A 20,857-nucleotide genomic window follows, 5' to 3' on the forward strand; every position below is an offset into this window, starting at 1 on the left:
TTTAGATGCTGAAACAAATTCAGCGCTGATTTATGAATTACGCTATTATCTATAACGTCTTTTACTGTTCCAATTGAAACTTTTAGTTTCCGTTGATGTACTTGATAATTGATTGCTGTTTAAAGTTCTCATGATTTCTCGTTTTTTAATTGATTTGATTTTAATTGTTTTGTACTTAATAGACGACCCGTAAATTAAAATGTTACAGTACTTTGCATAACAAGGTAATGATTTAACAAATTTTAACTATAAAGCGTATATTTATTGAATGGGAAAGCGATTGTACCCTTTACTATTAATTATGTTTTTAGTTTGTTGTAAAAACGAAGTAGAGGAGAAGTGCGTTTTTAATTCGTTTGAAGTTACGGCGACTGCATATAATTCCTTGGCATACCAAACCAATTCTAATCCTAATATTACCGCATTTGGTGACAGCCTTAAGCCAGGTCTTAGATATATTGCTGTGTCTAGAGATTTATTGGATTCTGGTCTGGTGCATAACACCGTTGTAAAAATTGAAGGCTTCGATAGTTTGTTTCTTGTAAAAGATAAAATGAACAGACGTTGGCGAAAACGCATCGATATTTATATGGGAGTGGATGTAAAAAAAGCAAGAAATTGGGGCAAAAGAAAGGTAAACATAGAATATTGCATTCCCATACAAGATTCAATCCATTAATCGCGTTTTACCATCACTTCAGAAACAATAAACGGATAGGCTTTTTTCACCATTTTGAATTCTGCATCGGTAATCTGCTCAGGTGTTTTATTGAACGTTTCCTTAATGTACCGCTTTCTTAAATCGTAAAAAGCTTTGCTTATTTCGTCTTGTACGGAGATGAACAAATGGTACTTTGTTAAGGCATCATGACTCAAGGAAATTACAGCTTCAGTCGGATGTTCTGACGATTCCGCTAATTTGTCTCCTTTACAATAATCACAATTTGATAAACCATTGTTATCTACAAATGTTTTTACCAATTCTTGAATATCTTCAAGCTTTACAACTTCATCTTCAATAAAAATTTCTTGACTAGAATTTAAATTAATCCTTAGCAAATTTCTCTCGCGGATAACATCAGAGCAGTTACCCGTTGGGCAGTCATCTGGTGGCAATTGTCTTAAAATGCCCTTGTCTGCTGAGATGGTCGTGGTTACCAAAAAGAAAATGAGTAACAAAAAGGCAATGTCTGCCATGGATCCTGCGTTGACCGTCGCAGAATGTCTTCGAAATGATTTCATAATATAAAATATTTAAAATGTTAATATTTTCTTAAGCACAATAACAGTACCAATCTTGTTAAAGGTTATTAACAATTCATTCCAAAAACCCTTACAATATGCTATTTTTGCAAAATTAACCTTGGAGGGAAAAAATTATATGTCAACAGAAGCGATAAACGAAACTATAACAGAAAAGCGACTTTACGATTACCAAATCAAAGACCTCAATCGCATTTTTGATGTGATGGAAGAAGAGTCTGACGATTTTAATCTACTCTACCAATTACCAACCGGTGGTGGTAAGACCGTTATTTTTTCTGAAATCGTTAGACGTTATATAGAGACGCATAAAAAGAAGGTGGTCATTCTTACCCATAGAATTGAACTGTGCAAACAAACTTCTAATGTGCTTTCTGGTTTCAAGGTTAAGAATAAAGTGATTAACAGCAAGGTTAAGACCTTACCAGACCAAGACGAGTACCAATGCTTCGTCGCCATGGTCGAGACCTTAAACAATCGACTTTCAGACAAGGATTTTGAATTAAAGAATGTAGGTTTAGTTATTATTGATGAAGCCCATTACAATTCATTCAGAAAACTATTTAAGTTCTTTGAAAACTGTTTTATTCTTGGAGTTACAGCTACACCTCTGAGTAGTAATATAAAGTTACCAATGAAAGACAATTACGATAAGCTAATTGTTGGTGACGATATTTCTACATTAATAAAAAACGGGTTTTTGGCGAATGCAGATGTTTATCATTACGATGTGGGCTTAACCACATTAAAGATTGGCATTAATGGTGATTATACCGTAAAATCTTCCGAGGCATTATACACCAATAGTTTAATGCAGACCAAACTACTTGCGGCTTATGAGGAATTGGCCAAAGGAAAGAAAACCTTAATCTTTAACAATGGTATTTACACTTCTAAGGAAGTTTACTACACGTTTAAAAAAGCGGGATATAATGTTCGCCATTTAGATAACACAGCTGGTAAGCAAGAGCGAAAAGATATTTTAAAATGGTTTAAGCATACACCTGATGCTGTGTTGACTTCCGTTAGTATTTTAACCACAGGTTTTGATGAGCCTTCTGTTGAGTCCATTATCCTAAATAGAGCGACACGTTCATTGACCTTGTATTTTCAAATGATTGGTCGTGGAAGTAGAATTTATAAGGACAGAACGACGTTTCAGGTTATAGATTTAGGAAATAACATAGCACGTTTTGGACCTTGGAGCCAACCCGTGGATTGGAAACATATTTTTAAATATCCTGATTTATATTTAGAGAATATTGTTGATGATGAAGACCTAGAGCGTGATTTTGTTTACGTAATGCCAGACAGTCTAAAAGAGAAGTTTAAAAACTCAGAATCCCTGGATTTTGATGTGAAAGCTGAATATAAAGAGGTCATAGGTTCAGGTAAAAAATCCTTTACGGTTATAGAACGGTCTATTGAGCAGCACTCAAAAATATGTATTGAAAACAGTGAAGATGTCTTTGATGCTCGAGATTTAACCAAACATCTCCAGGATGAAATAGCCTACCGTATAAAGCAATACTGTTACTGTATAATGAACAGTACTCAGAATTATAAAGATTGGTTGTTTGAGGAGTATAACCGTAAACTCCGTATAAGTTTCAACGGTAAGTTTTAACGTTTTTTTGTAAGGAATTACAGTTTTATACGTTTATTTTGAAGTAGGTATGGTTTTTGTACCACAAGTTTACAAACATAAACTCGTCTAATATACAAATGAGACCTATTAAACTCATATTACTATTTTTCTGCATATTATGCGGCAGTATGGCTTTTTCTCAAGAAAAGGAAAAGGAAAAAGAAGTTAAGGATAAGGAAAACAAATCTATTCGTATTCCGGCTGAACCTTCTAAGATAAAGAAAGATTCCATACCAGTTAAGATAAAGGTAGCTCCAAAGCTCGATAAGGAAGAAGACAAGTCTAGTGGTGAGTCTGAAGAAAAAAAGAAATTCATATTCAAGGAGTCTGAAAAACCGTTTTCAATGACCGAACAAGATGGTCTGAAGGATCCAGGTGAGATTTTTGAAAAGCGATGGAGTAAGGACTTAGAAAAGGGTGGCGTCATAAAAACTATGTCTGATCAGTTTCTTGGTGAGCACCGCGTAGATACCAAATTTGTGAATATTGTTTGTAGAGATCACGAATATCCTGATGGTGACCGTGTAAGAATATATATTAATGGCTACATTGTTCAAAACAATTTATTGCTAAGAAGTGATTATAGACGCGTAGAGGTTAATTTATCTGAAGGTAAAAACACTATTGAAATTGAAGCTTTAAACCAAGGAGAATCGGGTCCTAACACTGCTGAATTTATTGTTTATGATGATAAAGGAAAAGTTATTTCTTCTAAAGAATGGAACTTACTCACAGGCGTTAAGGCCATTATTGTTTTTCACAACGAAAAAGTAACTATTGAAGAAAAAACTTCTGAGGAGGACAAGAGTAGTGGAGACCAAGCTTCTAACAACTAATCTTTATAACTTCGGCTGGTTTCATAGTGTCTAATTTATAATCACCAATTCGTGCTCGTACCAAACGAAGCGTTGGAAAGTCCAATTTTGCCGTCATTTTTCTGACCTGTCTAAACTTTCCTTCTGTCAACGTAATACTCAACCAAGAGGTTGGTCCATGTTTACTGTCTCTAACAAAACGCTCAACGATATGTGAGGTGTCATTCAATAATTTGGCTTTGCAATTTTTTGTGAGATACGGTTTTCCATTCACTGAAATTTCTACGCCTTTTGTTAACTTGTCAATAGTGTTTTGAGTGATTATACCATCAACCAGAACGTGGTATTCTTTTTCAATTTTAGAGCTTGTGATATGGTTGCTGAATTTACCATCTGTGGTAAGCAGCAATAAGCCTTCCGATTTTTCGTCTAATCTGCCAACAGCCATAATACCTTCGGGAAACTCATGCAGTTCGTTCAGTAGCTTTTTATTTCTTCTTTTGTTCTGATTGTTTACAAATTGGCTTAAATAGCCATAAGGTTTATATATTTTGAAGTAACTATGTTTCAATACCACCAAGTTATAAAACATTTATGGATTTCATCTTTGTTATGTCGTATCCAAACCATCGGAGAACGCTTTTGGTTGATGTGTTGTTCAATTTCTATTTGAGCTTGTTCGTAATTCACCCAATCCACATCGTTATGAGGAACAACTAACCAATCCAACTTTTCAGGAATATAAAATGTTAATCTTGAAAAACTTCTTAATGTGTTGTATGGAAAATAATATCCATTAACGCAATTAGTATTCAGTGGTTTTATAGGAATGCTTCTTTTATTGTATGGTAAAAAGAGCTGTGCTTTAAAATAGATTAGTTGATTAAGGTCATCAACCTTAAGCCCATAATCCTCTATATAAGCTTTTGTATTTGGGTTATAGAGCAATGGAAATTGTTTATTCTCTAACTTGTTCAATTTATAAACTAGTGAATCTTTTCGGTTTGGACCAATCCAATAGGAGAGCGATTTATCATAATCACTCAATGTATCATACAGATAAAATTTGTAGGCAATTTCTAAATGTATGGGTTGGTTGTTAAAATGAAACAAGGCGTCTATTTCTCCAATAGTTGCCTTACCTTTTTGTATTTGAATGTTCTCGGCAATCCAATTGACATTAGTGTGCTGTTTTAACTGGGCAAAAGTAAATTCCTCTACCAGTTTACCTAAACGTATATTTTCTTTAAATAGAGATTCTCCAATAGTGGTACGCTCTAAGTTAAAGTCTAGTTGCTTATATGGAAAAGGAAAAGACTCTTTCCAAAGGAGAGGAGTCTTGCTAAATCCTTGATAACGCAATAATGCTTCTTGTTTCATTATGCGCTAAATATAATATTAAATCAAACGAATTTATCGTCATCTGTTGTTTTACTAATTGTAGGATCTTCTGTATGGAAGGTTTTTTCCAATCCTGCACTATCTACATCAAAATGTTTTAGGACTTCTGTTACGGTTTTCATGTAACTAGTTTTGTCTCCATTAACTATAAAGGCACCACTAAGTGCTTTTGGGTTGTTTTCTATAACATTAACGTAGCCAGATTGATCTAGATCCGACTGTTCTGATATATTTTCAACTTGCGAAAAATCTACAATATCTTTTGCATCAATACTGGCATTCTCTATCAATTCATGCCACTGCGTAGTGCTTGGCATTGTTTTAGAAATATCCTTAAGAAGTATGTCTTTATCGCTAGACTTTAGATAACCTGGTATTTGTTTACCAAAGTCAGATACACTAGCATAAATGCAATTAATTTGATTTTTATCTCTACTTATTACTCCCATAATTTAATAGGTTTTCATTTTTTCTTTTCTCTTTTTCAATTGTCTAATGAGTTCATCTACAGTTTCTGATATGGCATCAGTAAAATTGTCATGAGATGATTCTGCAAATAGGCGAGGACCTGGTGCGCTTAGCCTTATACTGCATTTTTTTCCGGTTTCATCACTGCTTGTGTTTTCTGTTCTAAAAAATACATCTGCTCTAATTACAAAATCATATCGTTCTTTAATGACGTCCAATTTTTCCTTTGTAAATGCTTCTAATCTATCACTAGACTCTACATCATGATATTCATAAATAATTTCCATTTTATCTTTTTTGAGGTTTACTCAAATTTAAATATTTAAATAAAATGCTTTTAGCTTATTTAAAAAGATGATTAACTTATATGAATCTTAAGTGATACCAAATAGAAAAGCACGACCATAGTGTCGTGCTTTTTGAAATCAAAATATTCTATTACATTAGTTAACAACCAGTTTCTGTACTCTTTTTCTGTTTTTATTTGATGTAATTTCAATAATATATACTCCACTTGTTAGATGTTCTACATTAATCACTTGCTTAGTACTTGCAGAATTTAAAGAGTTATTTAATATCATACGACCATTAATATCATACAGTCTAAAATCAGTTTTTGGCTCTAACAGTCCATTAATAACAATGCTTCTATCATTCTGATTGGTGAATATCTTTAAAGCATCTAGATGAGTCTCATTAATATTTAAAGCGTCTCCTTCAAACCTTAGATAAAACCTACCAATACCATTTAAAGCTGTATCTGTAGTGAAACTATAACTACTGTCATTTAACAAAGTATATGTGTCATTAACGGTGTCTTCTAAATATACACTGATGGAAGGGTCTAAATCAGTTTCTCCTATATTAATGGTTATATTCTGTCCCTGACTAGCGTTTAAACCAAGTGGAATAGTAACATCATTTATTGCATTACTTTCTAATGCCTGTATTGCTAGAGCAACACCCGAATCTCCTTCAACCAAATGAGAGTAAATTGACAATGCAGGTACACTATTATTAAAGAATGACGCATCATAACCTGGATCTAGCCCAAGGGAAGCATTGTCATTAAAATAGAAATCTGTACTGTAATGTGATGATGTATTAAAATTTGCTGTTAACCTTAAATAACCATGATGAGCGGATGAAGACTCTCGTCCTTGTATAAAATCGTCAGTATTTCCAGACGTTCTCATTTCAGGTGTAAAAGTTATTGTGCCTCCACCAGATTTACTTTTTATAAAGAATCCTTGTCCTGGAGCTATCAAATTACCTGTGGTAGCATTATTTAATATGGTCCAACCATCTGATGCATTACCGTCATATCCATAAATAGCTTTATACGAAGCGACATCCAATTCATCACCATTAAGTGCAAAGAAGGTATCAAAATCTATATACGAAGGATATGGGTTTCCAACTAAATTCCAGCCGTCAAATGAAGCTCCAGATGCTGTTATAGGAACATTGACAATTCCTGTTTCTATTTCTCCAGTAAAGGTGAACGTATTACCATAAGTTCCATCCCATGAACTATCCCTTGCTGCTCTATAACCAACACCAGATGTTAGATCTGTACCAGAATTGACCGAAACTGAATATATCTCATAATTACCAGCTGCTTCATTAAATGGACCATATAACTTTTGGTCAGGATCGCTTGGGTTTTCAAAAATATTTGGATTGTCCGCAGCGAAATTACCAAAGTTTTCATTTTTTAATGGAGGCGATATTAAATCGTTTCCTGTGGATCCGTTAAAGGCATTGACATATCTCTTATAATTGATAGTTCCAGTTGTTGTTCCTGTAACTATTAAACTAGAATATTTGGTAGATATAGAATTTAAAGTCACATCTCCGTCGATAGTTAAATTTCCATTAACTGTTAAACTGCCACCTTCTAAAATCTGAATGCTTCCTGTAGAAGAGACGGTATAATCACCATTGATAGTCATACTTTCATCAACACCTACAATTAGATTACTGCAATCATCAGGAGCTGTAAACAATACACTATTACTTCTATAAAGTGTGTTATAACCATCCGTGAATTCTGCCGTAACCTCTACACCATTGCTATCAGAATCCAACCCTGTCAATGTTATAGCCTGTGGACTTGCAGTTATTGGAAAAGATTGACCATTTACAATTAAAGACCCTGTTGCCGGTGGATTGGTATAGGTTACGATTAATTCTTGCGAATATGAATTATCAGCGGCATCACAAGGTGTTTGTTGACCAACGACTATATTATCTATTGAAGTAGGGTTATTAAACGGTTTAAATTGAATCAAGGATGCTTTTGGTTCTGTGTTTATGTCTGCATCATCACTTGACTGTGTACTGCCACCTCTTCCTCTTAAGTGAATACGATATAAATCATGAATTCCATCACTATATAATTGTAGCCGTATTGCTTCAGCATATATTGGGATTTGGTTTTCATCTCCCCATTCATAAATAGCTGTGTTGATGAAATTCTGACCAGTATCATTATTTATCCAACCTCCTTGACCTTCTTCAATTGTAATCCAATCACCATCTCTCAAGTAACTTACTCTCCACATAGTATAGGGTTGTGGTTGATTTGTATAAGAACCGCCAAATGTTATGTAATTCACAAATTTTGGCTCTGGCCAGTCAACCTGCCAATAAAATCCATTTTCAGCATCTACTGTTCCTAAATTATTACCTGACCCATTATATGGAATTCCATATTCAGCAAAACTTGAGGTAACTTTGTATTCCATAGCCAGTGGATCGTAAAGGATATCCAACGGTGTGCCTCGGTCTTCACCGGGAGCAACATATCCACTTAACTCTGCAGAAGGCAGTAGTGCTAAATTAATTAAGGGATTTGGATTATTAACTGTATCCATGCTGTCGCCATCAAGCTGGTTAATCCATTGCTCTATAAGATCTACGGCTGGTTGGTCTATAATAGTTTTTGATATTGGTGGCATCATTACGGCCACATCTACACTATTCATTCTGTGATGTAATATAGATTTAGAGGCATCACCAGGAAATACTATTTCTTCGTTAGGATCTATACCTAAGGGCGTTAAAATACCACTTGTTAATAACTCAGTAGACTCGAGATTATTAAAAGATCTTAGATCGAAATTTGTTCTAATACTGTTATCGCGTCTATGGCAATAGGCACAGTTTAAGTCCATATAAGACCTTGCTTTCTCATCTAAAGTAGCGTTTGAATCTTGTAGGGATTTGTTTGTGAAAATATTTGGTGTGTCAGAATCTACAATGGATTCATCAATAACACCTATATGACTCAATGTTACCAATTGATTTGCGGTAAGACCGGTTTCATCATAAGTATAATCGGTATTTAAGTATCTTGATTTTAGACCAAGTACACCGTTATTCGCATGATTATGACAATTGATGCAGTCTGAGTTTGAAGGAAAATGCCAAGTTTGTGTTCTTGTTCCTCCAGTAGTAGTTGCAATGTCAACAGGCTCATCTAAGCTTGAGGCTTGTAGATAAGCTTCGGTTTCCTCTTCATTCCAATTGTAAGTTAAAAAGTATAGTTCACCAACTTCATCAACAACAGACACCCTTGTTTCAATTTTCCTCGTAACTGAAGGATCGTTATCATCTATTTGTAAATCGAAATGCTTAACTATAACAGTACCTGGTGGGAATTCCCAGTCACTATATTCAGAATACTTGATTTGTTCGTTAGGCCCACTATGTATTCCGTCATTATTAGGAACAGCAATCCATCGTTTTTTTAAAGCTCCGTCAGACCAGAAAGATTCATAGAGTTCGTAAGGCACATAACCATCAATGACATCTAGTGTTGCTAAATCAGAAAAAATACCTGTTTGCGAAAGTGTTTGTGGCGGTGGGCCATAATCTAAATCATCATGAATCAGTTTATAGATATTTGTGGCAAAGCCTAGTCTTAATATAAAAAGTTCACCTTCGTCATCTTCACCAAAAGAAATAATATCTTCGGGTAAGAATGTTCCAATTTGCTCATAATCACCAGAACCTACATCTACAGAAAATATTTCATCACCTCCTCCGTAATCAGCACAAATATATTTTCCAAATAATTCAGGGATGCCAGTTCCTCTGTAAACATATCCGCCAGTTATTGAGTTTACTATATCATGCCCAAAATCAACCAATGGTCCTTGATGATCCATTCCATTGAACAGGTCTGAATAACAGCCAGGCCCAGTAATATCACCTTCATAGAGTGGCCATCCAAAATTTGAGTTTACACCAAGTACATTTATTTCTTCACGATTATTTAAACCTACATCGCCAATATAAAAAGTACCAGTTTGACTATCTTTTGTCATCCTAAAAGGATTTCTTAGGCCAATACTATAGTACTCTTCAAAGAAATCACCAGGTGCATAAACATCACTTGGGTTTGAAGTCGTTAAATTAGGTTGCCCATATATATTGCTTGTAGAACCAGGTGAAGTATCAGAGAAAGGATTGGTATTTGGTATCCAATATTCAACACCAGTTATTTCACCAGGGTAACCAGCATCGTTAGGCTTGGTTCTTATTGGTGGGTGACTTTTTGTTGGGTCTTTATCTACATCTAGTCTCAAAACTCCACCAGCGAGATTATTTATAATATCCTGGGATCTTTTCCATGAAGCCATATCACCAGTAGTGAGATATAGGAATCCGTCATCACCAAAATCCATGCCGCCACCATAGTGTGTAGTACCGTACATTCTGTTTTTTAATAGTGTGGTTCTGGAGTTATTGACAAAAGTCATCGTAGTAGGATTTACTTCGAATCGTTCTAGAATTAAATAGTTGCCTTCATATTCATTATCGCTATAAGAACAGCCTTGACTGGTGTATCCACCAAAAGGTGGGGAATCCTGACCACTTCCATTCTTAGTTGCATAATAGATATAAAAATAGTTTTGAGGATTTACAGCCGCATCAAAATCTGGATGTATGGTCAACCCTAAAAATCCACCATCTGACACTAAACCAACTTCAGCAGAAAGATCGAGCAACAGATTTTTGTTCATTGTGCTTTCATCATTCTCAAACCAATATATGATACCATTAAGTTGTCCTAATACAATTTTGTCTTGATTAGGGACCATTCTAAAGGTTATTGGGTAGAAAAACGTAAGGTTGGGAAATGCAACTCTATAGGTTGCATCTAAGTCTGTATCTATTGCTTGCGGAAACACTCCATTAGAGTATGGCGCAATAGTTTTTGCTGATGATAAACCTGAGCCAGTAAAATAAGGCAGGTAACCAAACAGCAAAAGAGAAAAAAAGATTACAAAAGTTAATTTTAATCGTTTTGATTTGGGTTTTATAAAAAAGCTTATAACTCCAATAGGTTTTTTGGAAAAGTAATTCATTAGATGTATTAATTAATAGCAGTACTAAAGTAATCTTATTATGAATAACTAATCAAACAAATCGATAAAGGTTAATTAAAAACGTTGACTGTAATCAAATGGGAATCAGTAAAATAGGATTAAGAGCGAAAGCTATATGTAAAATATAATTATTGTTAACGGTTACCAATCAAAGTGCTTGTGCTAGTAAGCCATATTATACTGATATTGAGTCAATATTTTAAAATTATGAAGAAAGTACTTTGCATTTTTATTTGCCTAACTTTTATTAATTGTGTAGCAAATGATAGCACGCAAGATGATTCTGGTTCTTTAACTTGTCCAAGTTCATTATTTCCAGATTGGGCAGCATCAAATTTTGTGCTTCCTTTTCCTGTCGGAAAAACCTATAATACTGGTTTAAGCGCCTGCAGCTCTTCATATCATGGTGTTGGAAGACCAGACCAGTATGCTGTTAATTTTAATATGCCTATTGGTTCTGAAATTACTGCTAGTATAGGAGGCGAAGTTATCTATGTTGTTGAAAATGGTGTTGATTATAACTTTCCCAATAATCTGATTGTGATAAAAACAGGTGATATCTATGTGCAGTATATGCATATAACGAATGACGGTTCAGAAGTAGAAGTTGGCGACGTTGTAACCAAAGGTCAACTTATTGGTTATAGCGGTGCTACAGGTTTGGCAGGCTATCCTCATTTACATTTTGTGGTTACTTCTTCTAATGGATGGGAGTATCCTTATCAGTCTATACCTGTTACTTTTAATAATACTGACCCTAATCCCAATAGTCTAGAATCTTATAAACCTTATGAAGCTATGCCTTATTAAAATTAATGCTATGAAAATACTAAATAAGTCTATCCTGTTGCTTTTGTTTCTAATACCATGTGTATTAATATCTCAAGAAGACTTAGTCGATAAGATTAAAGGATCTTGGAAACTATATGAAATCCATTATGAGTATAAAGACACCACATATATTATGAAAGAAAATGATCATGGACGCTTTATATTCACTGATGAAAATTATGCTTTAATGTATAACCCCAGAATGCAGCAACCAAAGCCTTTCAAAGATTTATCAAAACCAGAAAATGAAGAAATAATCAATGCCTTTAGGAGTCTCGTTTTTAATACTGGAAGCTACTCTATTGAAGACAACATTATTAGCACAAGAGCAGATATAGCTAAAGTCCCTGGGTTTGAGGGTGGTCAGCAACATTATCGAATGAAGTTAGTAGATGATACTTTAGAATTGGTGATTTATGATGAAACCTATCCCATGGAAAAAAGCCTGAATGGTACAAAAAATTAAAAATAAAATTCAGGCTAAAAAGAGAATAACGATAATGATTGGATTGATGAGGATTTGATTGGTTTTGCAAAAAAAGCGTACTGTTTAAGTACGCTTTTTTAATTAGTGTATTATAAGTTTTTGTATTCGTTTCTCATTTGTAGTTGACAACAGTTCTACTATATATATACCAGAGCTTAAATTTGAAACATCTATTGATTGCCTATTAGTATTTATATCTAATTCATTAGAGCTAACAATCCTTCCATTAATATCATAAAGCTTAAAATCTGTTTCACTTAACAATTGCCCACTAATTACAATGGTATTTTCAATAGAGTTAGTGTAGATTTTCAGTTGCTCTAATAGTTGATCTGTAGTTCCTAGAACATTTGAGTTGAAGCGTAGGTAAAAACGCCCAGTACCAGATATATTGGTTGACGGTGTAAATACATAATCTCCAAAATTCAATAATACAATAGTATTGGTTTCAGAATCTTCAAGATAAACTTCTACAGTACTAGAAAGCGTAGATTCTAGAATACTAAAAGTTAAGTCCTCGTTAGCATTAGCATTAACGCCTAATGGAATAACAACATCAGATAAGTCATTAGTATTTAATGCTTGCAAGGCCATTGGTACACCTGTGTTCTCTTGCACCAAATTTGAATACAGTGCAAAACTTGGTGGAGTCTCATTCCAAACAGCTGCATCATAACCAGGATCTAAACCTAAGCTTGCATTATCATTGAAATAAAAATCTGTATGATAAGAATTATTATTAGTACTTGCTTTGAGCTTAAAGTAGGTGAGTGGGCTTGCATTTCGACCAGCTATAAAATCATCATCAGATCCTTTACTTCTCATACTAGGAGTAAAAGAAATATTACCTGAAGCTTCAGCGTCTATAAAAAATCCTTGACCAGGAGCAATGACTGTTGTGGCGTTTGTGGTTGCCAAATTATAAATTGTCCAGCCGTCAGCAGCGGTACCGTCATAACCATAAATTCCAACAGCATTTTCATCAATTAACCCAGAATTAGCCACATTGTTTAAGAATTCTTGGACATTTAAATAACTTGGGTATGGATTTCCTATAAGATTCCAATTACTTGCACCTCCAGCCACTACAGGTACATCAACAGAAGCTGTTTCAACAACTCCATTGAACGTATAAGTGCCACCATCAGTCGATCCTGACCTGTAGCCTCTGCCACCAGCTAGGACACTACTGTCATCTGCTGAAGAGTAATTTACAAAGCTTACGGTTGATGTATCAAAAGGACCAAATAAAAATGCTGGATTACCACCAATAGTACCGGATAGTATATTAGGATTAGCAGCTCTAAATGCTCCAAAGGTCTCACCAGTTACAGGTGCACTAATTAAGTCGTTAGCAGCGGTTGTTGTACCTGCACCAGCTGCATTATTAACATGTCGCATATAAAGCACGTTGCCAGTACTAGTGCCGTCTACTATTAAACTAGAATATTTACTAGAAATGGATTCTAATTGCAGCGTTCCGTTGTTAATAAGGTTTCCTTTTACCATTAGACTGGCTCCTTCTTTTACAATTACGGTTGCACCACTATATATTTCAAGATTGTTTACTTCAACTTCCTTGTCGGCATCAATTGTATATGTACCGTCTGCAATAATTGTATTTAAACTTCCCGAAGTCTCATCTGGGCCGTCACTGTATATCCAATCACCACCACAATACAAAATAGAACCAGAAGGAACTGTAACTCCACAGCTATTGCCAGGAGCTAAATATTGTATTAACGTCGCTTTGGGTGTAGTAGAACTGTCATTGACACTATTAGATACACCACCTCTGGCTCTTAGGTGAATACTTATAACATCATTTAATCCATCACTGTATAATTGAACTCTCAGTGCATCAGCTTCTATAGGATTGACGTTTGCGCCACCCCATTCAAAAATTCCAGAGTCAATCCAGCCACCTTGTCCCTCATCTAAAGTAGTCCACAGACCATCCTTACGATAACTAATTCTCCAATTTGTATTTGGCTGAGGCTGATTAGGGTAGGTACCACCAAAGGTAATATAATTGATATATTTAACATTGGGCCAATTAACCTGCCATTTCATACCTTCATCTACATCTGGAGTACCAATATTTTGATTGTTATTTACACCATATTCATTATAATTCGTTGCAGTACGATAATCGTCAATAACAGGGTCATATAATATCTCGGTTGGAACACCTCGTCCTCCAGAAACTGAGCCAGAAACTATTGCTTCAGTCAGTAAAGCAAGGTTTGAATTATCGTCTGGTATATTATCTGGTATACCTCCATTACTACAAGCGCTAGGTGCTTCAAATAAGTTATCTTCAGAAACTATACAAGTTGGTAGATCACTGAAAAAAGCGCTAACATCTACATCCAAACCATCGGCATTTAACCCTGTTAGTGTTACAGTTTGAGGACTTGTTCCTATAGTAAATGACTGACCGTTAACTTCTAAAGTTCCTGTTAAAGGCGGGTTTACATAGGTAACAATAATATCTTGCGAATAAGTATCGTCCAATTCGTTACATGCGTTAGTAGCACCTTTTTCAATTTTTTTAAGTGGACAATTAGAATCGTATAATACAATTAACTTTGGAGGCTTACCACTGCTATTAACGGAATTAGCAAAACGTTGTCCTGTACCAGATATGATGAAAGTCACAGGATTTCCAAATTCCCAGCCCGTTTGAGTAATAATTTCGGTTAATTCGTCACTCAGATCGGGAGTTCTTTGATGAAACCCATCATTTTCGAGTGTACCCCATGCTGGGATATCATTCCAATCTGTAGAGTTTATTGTTGTTGTGCGTGATGAAATGTCATAAGCAGTAGACGAAAAAGTGCTACTATTAGGTGCTAGTTCTCCATGTATAGTTAAACTTGTTGCTGGTTGAGTAACTGGGTTTACCGGATCATCAATGATTTCATCGACAGAAAACTGAATAAAGGTTCTTAAGATTGTGGCTCCTTCAGGGATTTCAATCTCATTAAAACGAAGTCCTACTATCTGATCTCCACCATCATTTATTAATTCTAAATCACTACTAGTAAGACTCATTGCACCAGAAGAAACATTTTCTTCAGCGTCATCAGTTGAGGAAGCTATTTCCTTAATATATTCTGTAGTTGTAAGGCTATCAAAACCAGCACAATTACATGAACCATCTTCTTCATCATAAATTGTATCTGCGTCAAAATCATCGCATGGGCTATACAGTTCTGGGCAGCTTACATCATTAGAATTACTTATTGTAACTACTGCTCCAGTTGGAGGAGAAAACACGTCTAACAAACTAGGTAATGTAAATGGATCTGTATTGCTCACTTCACCAACTGAATCGGCATTATCAACTTTTATTGTTCGAATTTCAATTTTTGAAGACTCAACAAATATCAGTTTAAACTGATTGAATCTACCAGAATTTCTTGTCCAACTTTTCTCATCGTTATTGTTTCTTAATGGTGCTCCCCAACCACCTTCTCCTGTGTAAACAGTACCATTTATTTGGTCTATAACAAAGCCTTCATCATTATTAGCTGCTGAAGATGGCATTACTGGCCATGTAGTTTTAGCAACATGAGAATCACAATCTACAACCAACCGTACTCCCTGGTCATAAAATAATTGAGCCCAAGCATTATAAATCATGTTATTTTCTACTTTAGAACCGGTATGAGGGCGCATTGGTCTATGATATTGAGCAGCTTTCCACGTGGCATTTGTACCAGCAGGAGAGTCCAAATCATTTTGAAGCCATGTTAACTGATCTCCAAAAACAGAAATCTCGGAATTAAGCGTATAGGTTCTAAATAGATCGTTTCCAAATGTGATGGCATAATATGAGTCTGCATTGGGAGTATCAAACAAATTATAAACGTCCGTAGGGTCTTCATGATTTCCACGTGCTGGTATGATAGGGAACATCCTACCATCGCTTGCTATAGTATCTTGCCAATCATCAAACCACTTTATCCATTCAATATCAGTGCTATCGTCTGTCATATCGCCAGCAAATAAAACGGCATGTGGCTTTAATTTGCTGACCAATAAATTTGCTGCACGTCTAGGAGTTCTATTGTTTCTAGAATCTCCTCCTGCTATAATTGATAGTCTGCTATTATCATTTGGAGCAGTTCTAAACCAAAACCTTTGACTTGTACCTTCACTATCATTTATAACAAAATAATAATTTGTATTAGGTGTTAACCCAGTTAAACGCACAAATCGGTTATCCATACCTTTTGCAACAATTGCTCTATCAACGGCTCGCGAATTTGCATAAGACAAATAATTGACACCATAATCTGTGGTATCATAATGTACCATGGGATTTGTTCCTGAGGTTTGATCCCAAGCAATGGTTATAGTTGTTGCAGGATCATCTACTAAAATGATACGATATCTGTCATTGTTGGCAAAAGCACAACAAAAAACTAGAAAGAATATCTTGGCTAATAGTAATTTAGTTTTCATTTGTAGGTATTTTTTCTTTTTTAAATTTTTTTTCCATTAGCAAGACTACTAAAGGCAAAAGGCCATGTGATAGTCTGTAAACAACTAAATAAACACTGCCATGCAATGATGATTCTACAAAGTTTGAACTAAAACCTGCAAACAATCTCGCAAATGCTGTAGTCAATCCCCAAAACACCATATACCACAGTGCATATTTTGATAGTTTAGGTATAAAAATTAAAACTGACATCACTAAATCTAAAACACCGGCTACATATAAAAATGTAGTAGCTTGAGGTTCACTTAGTCCTAATATCATTATGGTCATATCCACAAAATATCCAGGCAGATAAATCAGTCCCATTGCAAAAAGACCATGTGCTATAAATGTGCATGCAATAGCAATTTTTAAGCCATTGATCACCTTTTTGTTTTCAATTATATCTAATCTAATATTTAATAACAATAAAATTGGTGCCGCAAATTGTATGAACAATTCAAAAAATAACAAATACTCGTAGTTTTTGTCTTTTACCATACATATGCCAATAAAAAACAGAACGAATAAGGCTAAACTTACAATGGTTTGCTTTAACCTTTTGTAACCAATTTTATCCCAGAAAAGACTAATTATTGCAGCAAGCAGAAACATTAAACTGCAGATCTTAGTAAAACCATTTATCCAGATATTTACTCTAGAACTGGTCGCGTAATCTTGCCAAGAATAATTAGACAATCCTTCAACAATGGGAGACAATAAACTCTCATCCCATAGAATGGCTCTAAACGGAGCACCGAAAAAATATAACTGATAGGCTCTTCCCAAGAAAACGGTGAAGGCACAGATTTTAACTAGCCATATTATTTTAAGTTTATTCATTTAGAACATTGAAATTTAATTATTTATTGATGATTAAATGACATTAATCGACTAATTGAAGATAAATCCTATGAATTGATTAATCCATAATATATCATCGATAAAAAGACTATTTTATATCAATAAAAAAGGATTGGAGAATAACTTTACAAGTTGAAAAACTCATAAAAAATCTTGTTGAAGTGATTAAAGAATTAACAGATTTTTGGTAGAATAAAATACTATTAAATAGTATCTTTAAAATTATGAAAACTAGATTCTTAATAGGTGCTATTGCCTTATTGATTTTTAACTGTGGTAGTTCTAAAAATGAAGCCGAACTTGCGGCTGAAGCCAGAGCTTTTAGTGATTTAAAAACCCTGGTGGCTACAAAAGCAATTAGGTTTGATGCACAAACGGCTTATCCCTTTCAAACTAATGATGTTATAACAATCACTAATGCTTTAATGCGTCAAACAGAAAATGCTAATGGTCGATTTTCCCTTAGTGCTAATAACGATTTTCTTGAAATACGTAAAGATTCCGCAGAAGCTAAACTATCCTATTTTGGCGAATTAAGAACAGCGTCTTATGCAGATGACAATGATACTAGTATAAAGTTTGATAATCTTATAGAAGAATACAGTGTGTCTGAGAATGACAAAAAGAAAACTATCACTATAAGTTTTAAAGTTAGAAATGCTACAGAGCAATTTAACGTAAAAATGCTTCTATACCCTAGTAAAAAGGCTAATGTGGCAATTTACGGATCTAACAGAACCACTATACAATACAATGGAGGCATTGAAGAAATTTAATTTATTAACGTAGTTAAACTGAAATTTTAGAATAAAAAAAGGAGATACAATTTGTATCTCCTTTTTACTTTTTGCTAATGACTTATGATTTTAAAAATTTCAGTAGGACCTCATTCAACTCATCTTTGTGGGTAATATTAAGACCGTGAGGTCCATTTTTTATGACTTCGTAAGTATTGTTAGAAATGCTTTCCGCAGCTTGGTCTCCCGAAGTTTCTTTCGGAACTATATTGTCTTCATGTCCATGAACAATTAACGTTGGTACATCGACATTTTTTAACTCAGGTCTAAAATCCGTTTCAGCCCAAGCTTTTGCTGCTTGTATGGTTGCGATTGGTGAAGCGTGCGATGCTATGGTCCAATCGTAATGCAAATGTGCTTTGCTCACTGTTTCATTATCTTCAGAATAGTTGTAGAAATTTTTATGGAAATCTTCAAGAAAACCTACACGGTCATCTTGCAAAGCTTTCATAATTCCATTTAGATCTTCTTTAGGCACACCATTTGGGTTGTCATCTTTTTTTGCTACCAATGGAATAATTGAACTTATCAAAGCCGCTTTTGCTATGTTATCAGTACCGTAATCTGTACAGTACCTCACAACTTCACCGCCTCCCATGGAGAAGCCTACCAACACAACATCTTTGAGCTCTAATTGTGTAATAATGGCATTTAAGTCTGAAGCAAGACTAGAATAATCATAACTCCTAAACGGAGCTGATGAATTTCCAAATCCTCTTCGATCATAAGCGATACATCTAAAGCCAGCTTCTGCGATCGCCCATATTTGCTGTTCCCAGGCCCTATGGCTCAATGGCCAGCCGTGTATGAGTATTACGGGTTGTCCATGACCGTAGTCTTCAAAAAATATGTCTATGTTCTGTGTTTCTGTTTCGTTTGTTAAAAATGGCATATTAAATTATTTTTGTTTGTTTTCTGCGTCTTCAAGGTGATCGTTGTGTCCACTACCTTGACTATACAGTTGATTTTCTTCGTCTTTAAGGTTCGTTTTGTTTCTGTCTTTAGGAAGGTCTCTTCCTGGCACATCTAAATCTTTGCCAGTGAAATCTACATCACGTTCCCTGCTTTCTAATTGAGCATCGTCGCCTTGTTTATCATTACGTTGTTCGCTGACGCGCTCTCCTAAATGAATAACGTCATCCATGGTTACTTCAGGATTATAGTCTTCTTTGTTTTCCTTTTTATCACTGTTTTTCTTTTTATCGCTTTTCATGGTTTTGAATGTTTTATGTTAACGATAAAATATAACTCTGAAATAGAAATCTGTTTGACTGAAATGATAATAATGGTTGCTGATTTGATTTGTTTAGAGGTAAATCAAACGAAAAAAGCAGATGCCTTTAAAACATCTGCTTTTTGAATTAAATTGTTCATGGCAAAAAACAATTCACTTTATAATCTATAATAACTCTGGCTAGTACCTTTTGTACAAGGACAGTTACTGGCACTTTGCAATAGGTTCAGCCCAATTGTAATAACGTGTGTACCTGAATTAAAACCAGATAAGTCATTAAACGTCAATTGGTATGAATAGGCAAAGTAAAGCTTGTTATGTAAGATACCTGCCATAGGGCCAAAGTTTAAAGGATTAAAGAATTGGTCATTAAGAAAACGATATGAGGCACCTATCCAATAATAATCTCCATCTCTATTGAACTTTCTGTACTTAAAGTTGATGTCTGTAGAAGATCTATTATCACTATCAAAAAACTGAAAGAAAACCGAAGGTTCAAATTCTACATACTTATTATGTTTTGGTGTGTAAACATAACCTGAATAAAGTTGATAGTTTAATAAAAGTCTTGGTTCAATACCACCAGTAAAATCCTCAGTATCCTTGGATATCAGGTTGTTAGCGTTGGCACTGAAATAGAAATTATCCCATCTATATAGAAATCCAGCATCAAAATTATTATTGCTTATGGCTCTGTCTCCATTAATTGCCGGATCTAATATTGGAATTTCATAAGTGGTATTAAAATTCTCTACATCTATTCTAAAGTTATTGATGTTATAAGATAGTCCTAGGGACAAATATTGTTTAGATTTCCAGTCTAAAATCAAATGATGCGCAAATGAAAGTTTAAGTCCTTTCTGGCGTGTATTTCCATTTTTGTCATTATATGCCGAAACACCAACACCTGAGCGATTAGAAATTCTAAAATCAGCATAGATAGATTGATTATCAGGTGCATTTTTAATACCTACCCATTGTGTTAATCCATTGGCTCTAATCTTTAGGTTATCACCAATACCAGCATAAGTAGGGGAGATGACGAAATCATTATCTGCCAAATATTGAGTCCAAACAGGTAAATTCAACTCCTGACTATAACCGTAAGATATTGTGAGAAATATGATATATAAAATTATTTTTTTCATCTTAAGTAGG

General features: G+C 34.7%; 17 protein-coding genes. 6 read left to right on the forward strand and 11 right to left on the reverse strand.

All coding sequences use genetic code 11. From position 1 onward, the window contains the following. The first annotated feature begins 301 nt into the window (after positions 1–301). The gene (locus SIB89_RS01555) at positions 302–679 is read left to right on the forward strand and encodes a 3D domain-containing protein (RefSeq protein WP_412560880.1); all 378 of its coding nucleotides are present in this window, start codon (positions 302–304) and stop codon (positions 677–679) included. Here the strand turns inward: SIB89_RS01555 and SIB89_RS01560 are convergent. After that, on the reverse strand, positions 676–1,242 hold the full coding sequence (locus tag SIB89_RS01560; RefSeq protein WP_412560881.1) for an ExbD/TolR family protein: 567 nt from the start codon (positions 1,240–1,242) through the stop codon (positions 676–678). The two genes, SIB89_RS01555 and SIB89_RS01560, sit on opposite strands and share 4 nt — an antisense overlap. 139 nt (positions 1,243–1,381) lie before the next feature. Here SIB89_RS01560 and SIB89_RS01565 point away from each other — a divergent pair, with 139 nt between their 5' ends. Next, complete coding sequence (locus tag SIB89_RS01565) at positions 1,382–2,890, forward strand: DEAD/DEAH box helicase (RefSeq protein WP_412560882.1); 1,509 nt, start codon at positions 1,382–1,384, stop codon at positions 2,888–2,890. A gap of 149 nt (positions 2,891–3,039) precedes the next feature. Next, entirely contained in the window at positions 3,040–3,747 is a 708-nt protein-coding gene (locus SIB89_RS01570; protein ID WP_412560883.1) for a hypothetical protein, read from the forward strand. Here the strand turns inward: SIB89_RS01570 and SIB89_RS01575 are convergent. The 5 genes from SIB89_RS01575 to SIB89_RS01595 all read right to left on the reverse strand — a co-directional run bounded on the left by SIB89_RS01575 (position 3,737) and on the right by SIB89_RS01595 (position 10,973). Beyond that, entirely contained in the window at positions 3,737–4,297 is a 561-nt protein-coding gene (locus SIB89_RS01575) for a pseudouridine synthase (protein WP_412560884.1), read from the reverse strand. The two genes, SIB89_RS01570 and SIB89_RS01575, sit on opposite strands and share 11 nt — an antisense overlap. Further along, on the reverse strand, positions 4,294–5,106 hold the full coding sequence (locus tag SIB89_RS01580; RefSeq protein WP_412560885.1) for a DUF1853 family protein: 813 nt from the start codon (positions 5,104–5,106) through the stop codon (positions 4,294–4,296). Before SIB89_RS01580 ends, SIB89_RS01575 begins: the two co-directional genes overlap by 4 nt. A gap of 23 nt (positions 5,107–5,129) precedes the next feature. Continuing rightward, positions 5,130–5,576, reverse strand: coding sequence for a hypothetical protein (locus SIB89_RS01585; RefSeq protein ID WP_412560886.1), 447 nt, complete (start codon positions 5,574–5,576; stop codon positions 5,130–5,132). A 3-nt stretch (positions 5,577–5,579) separates the two neighbouring features. Next, a complete protein-coding gene (hpf, locus tag SIB89_RS01590; protein ID WP_155087534.1) occupies positions 5,580–5,882 on the reverse strand; it encodes a ribosome hibernation-promoting factor, HPF/YfiA family in 303 nt (100 codons plus the stop codon). A gap of 156 nt (positions 5,883–6,038) precedes the next feature. Then, the gene (locus tag SIB89_RS01595) at positions 6,039–10,973 is read right to left on the reverse strand and encodes a PQQ-dependent sugar dehydrogenase (RefSeq protein ID WP_412560887.1); all 4,935 of its coding nucleotides are present in this window, start codon (positions 10,971–10,973) and stop codon (positions 6,039–6,041) included. A 228-nt stretch (positions 10,974–11,201) separates the two neighbouring features. On the opposite strand from SIB89_RS01595, the gene SIB89_RS01600 reads away from it, so the two are divergent. Both SIB89_RS01600 and SIB89_RS01605 read left to right on the forward strand, forming a co-directional pair. Next, complete coding sequence (locus tag SIB89_RS01600; RefSeq protein WP_412560888.1) at positions 11,202–11,804, forward strand: peptidoglycan DD-metalloendopeptidase family protein; 603 nt, start codon at positions 11,202–11,204, stop codon at positions 11,802–11,804. Further along, the gene (locus tag SIB89_RS01605; RefSeq protein ID WP_412560889.1) at positions 11,785–12,291 is read left to right on the forward strand and encodes a lipocalin-like domain-containing protein; all 507 of its coding nucleotides are present in this window, start codon (positions 11,785–11,787) and stop codon (positions 12,289–12,291) included. Before SIB89_RS01600 ends, SIB89_RS01605 begins: the two co-directional genes overlap by 20 nt. A 102-nt stretch (positions 12,292–12,393) precedes the next feature. On the opposite strand, the gene SIB89_RS01610 is transcribed toward SIB89_RS01605, so the two are convergent. Together SIB89_RS01610 and SIB89_RS01615 are read right to left on the reverse strand one after the other, a co-directional pair. Further along, complete coding sequence (locus SIB89_RS01610) at positions 12,394–16,785, reverse strand: fibronectin type III domain-containing protein (RefSeq protein ID WP_412560890.1); 4,392 nt, start codon at positions 16,783–16,785, stop codon at positions 12,394–12,396. Further along, the gene (locus tag SIB89_RS01615; protein ID WP_412560891.1) at positions 16,775–17,647 is read right to left on the reverse strand and encodes a hypothetical protein; all 873 of its coding nucleotides are present in this window, start codon (positions 17,645–17,647) and stop codon (positions 16,775–16,777) included. Before SIB89_RS01615 ends, SIB89_RS01610 begins: the two co-directional genes overlap by 11 nt. A 245-nt stretch (positions 17,648–17,892) precedes the next feature. Here SIB89_RS01615 and SIB89_RS01620 point away from each other — a divergent pair, with 245 nt between their 5' ends. Further along, positions 17,893–18,444, forward strand: coding sequence for a DUF4251 domain-containing protein (locus tag SIB89_RS01620; protein ID WP_412560892.1), 552 nt, complete (start codon positions 17,893–17,895; stop codon positions 18,442–18,444). Positions 18,445–18,526: 82 nt separating this feature from the next. Here SIB89_RS01620 and SIB89_RS01625 read toward each other — a convergent pair whose 3' ends face one another. The 3 genes from SIB89_RS01625 to SIB89_RS01635 all read right to left on the reverse strand — a co-directional run bounded on the left by SIB89_RS01625 (position 18,527) and on the right by SIB89_RS01635 (position 20,847). Beyond that, entirely contained in the window at positions 18,527–19,357 is an 831-nt protein-coding gene (locus SIB89_RS01625; RefSeq protein ID WP_412560893.1) for an alpha/beta fold hydrolase, read from the reverse strand. Between the two features lie 6 nt (positions 19,358–19,363). Next, entirely contained in the window at positions 19,364–19,678 is a 315-nt protein-coding gene (locus SIB89_RS01630; protein WP_273292274.1) for a hypothetical protein, read from the reverse strand. Between the two features lie 179 nt (positions 19,679–19,857). Beyond that, positions 19,858–20,847: a PorP/SprF family type IX secretion system membrane protein gene (locus tag SIB89_RS01635; RefSeq protein WP_273292276.1), complete on the reverse strand. Its 990-nt coding sequence runs from the start codon at positions 20,845–20,847 to the stop codon at positions 19,858–19,860. Positions 20,848–20,857: the final 10 nt, after the last annotated feature.

The organism is Winogradskyella sp. MIT101101 (assembly GCF_047126865.1).
GTDB classification, from domain to species: domain Bacteria; phylum Bacteroidota; class Bacteroidia; order Flavobacteriales; family Flavobacteriaceae; genus Winogradskyella; species Winogradskyella ouciana.

Coding starts and splice junctions, on each gene's coding strand:
- SIB89_RS01600 (WP_412560888.1), top strand. CDS start 11,202: ATGAAGAAAGTACTTTGCATTTTTATTTGCCTAACTTTTATTAATTGT.
- SIB89_RS01595 (WP_412560887.1), bottom strand. CDS start 10,973: ATGAATTACTTTTCCAAAAAACCTATTGGAGTTATAAGCTTTTTTATA.
- SIB89_RS01585 (WP_412560886.1), bottom strand. CDS start 5,576: ATGGGAGTAATAAGTAGAGATAAAAATCAAATTAATTGCATTTATGCT.
- SIB89_RS01565 (WP_412560882.1), top strand. CDS start 1,382: ATGTCAACAGAAGCGATAAACGAAACTATAACAGAAAAGCGACTTTAC.
- SIB89_RS01560 (WP_412560881.1), bottom strand. CDS start 1,242: ATGAAATCATTTCGAAGACATTCTGCGACGGTCAACGCAGGATCCATG.
- SIB89_RS01625 (WP_412560893.1), bottom strand. CDS start 19,357: ATGCCATTTTTAACAAACGAAACAGAAACACAGAACATAGACATATTT.
- hpf (WP_155087534.1), bottom strand. CDS start 5,882: ATGGAAATTATTTATGAATATCATGATGTAGAGTCTAGTGATAGATTA.
- SIB89_RS01635 (WP_273292276.1), bottom strand. CDS start 20,847: ATGAAAAAAATAATTTTATATATCATATTTCTCACAATATCTTACGGT.
- SIB89_RS01570 (WP_412560883.1), top strand. CDS start 3,040: ATGGCTTTTTCTCAAGAAAAGGAAAAGGAAAAAGAAGTTAAGGATAAG.
- SIB89_RS01620 (WP_412560892.1), top strand. CDS start 17,893: ATGAAAACTAGATTCTTAATAGGTGCTATTGCCTTATTGATTTTTAAC.
- SIB89_RS01610 (WP_412560890.1), bottom strand. CDS start 16,785: ATGAAAACTAAATTACTATTAGCCAAGATATTCTTTCTAGTTTTTTGT.
- SIB89_RS01630 (WP_273292274.1), bottom strand. CDS start 19,678: ATGAAAAGCGATAAAAAGAAAAACAGTGATAAAAAGGAAAACAAAGAA.
- SIB89_RS01615 (WP_412560891.1), bottom strand. CDS start 17,647: ATGAATAAACTTAAAATAATATGGCTAGTTAAAATCTGTGCCTTCACC.
- SIB89_RS01555 (WP_412560880.1), top strand. CDS start 302: ATGTTTTTAGTTTGTTGTAAAAACGAAGTAGAGGAGAAGTGCGTTTTT.
- SIB89_RS01605 (WP_412560889.1), top strand. CDS start 11,785: ATGAAGCTATGCCTTATTAAAATTAATGCTATGAAAATACTAAATAAG.
- SIB89_RS01580 (WP_412560885.1), bottom strand. CDS start 5,106: ATGAAACAAGAAGCATTATTGCGTTATCAAGGATTTAGCAAGACTCCT.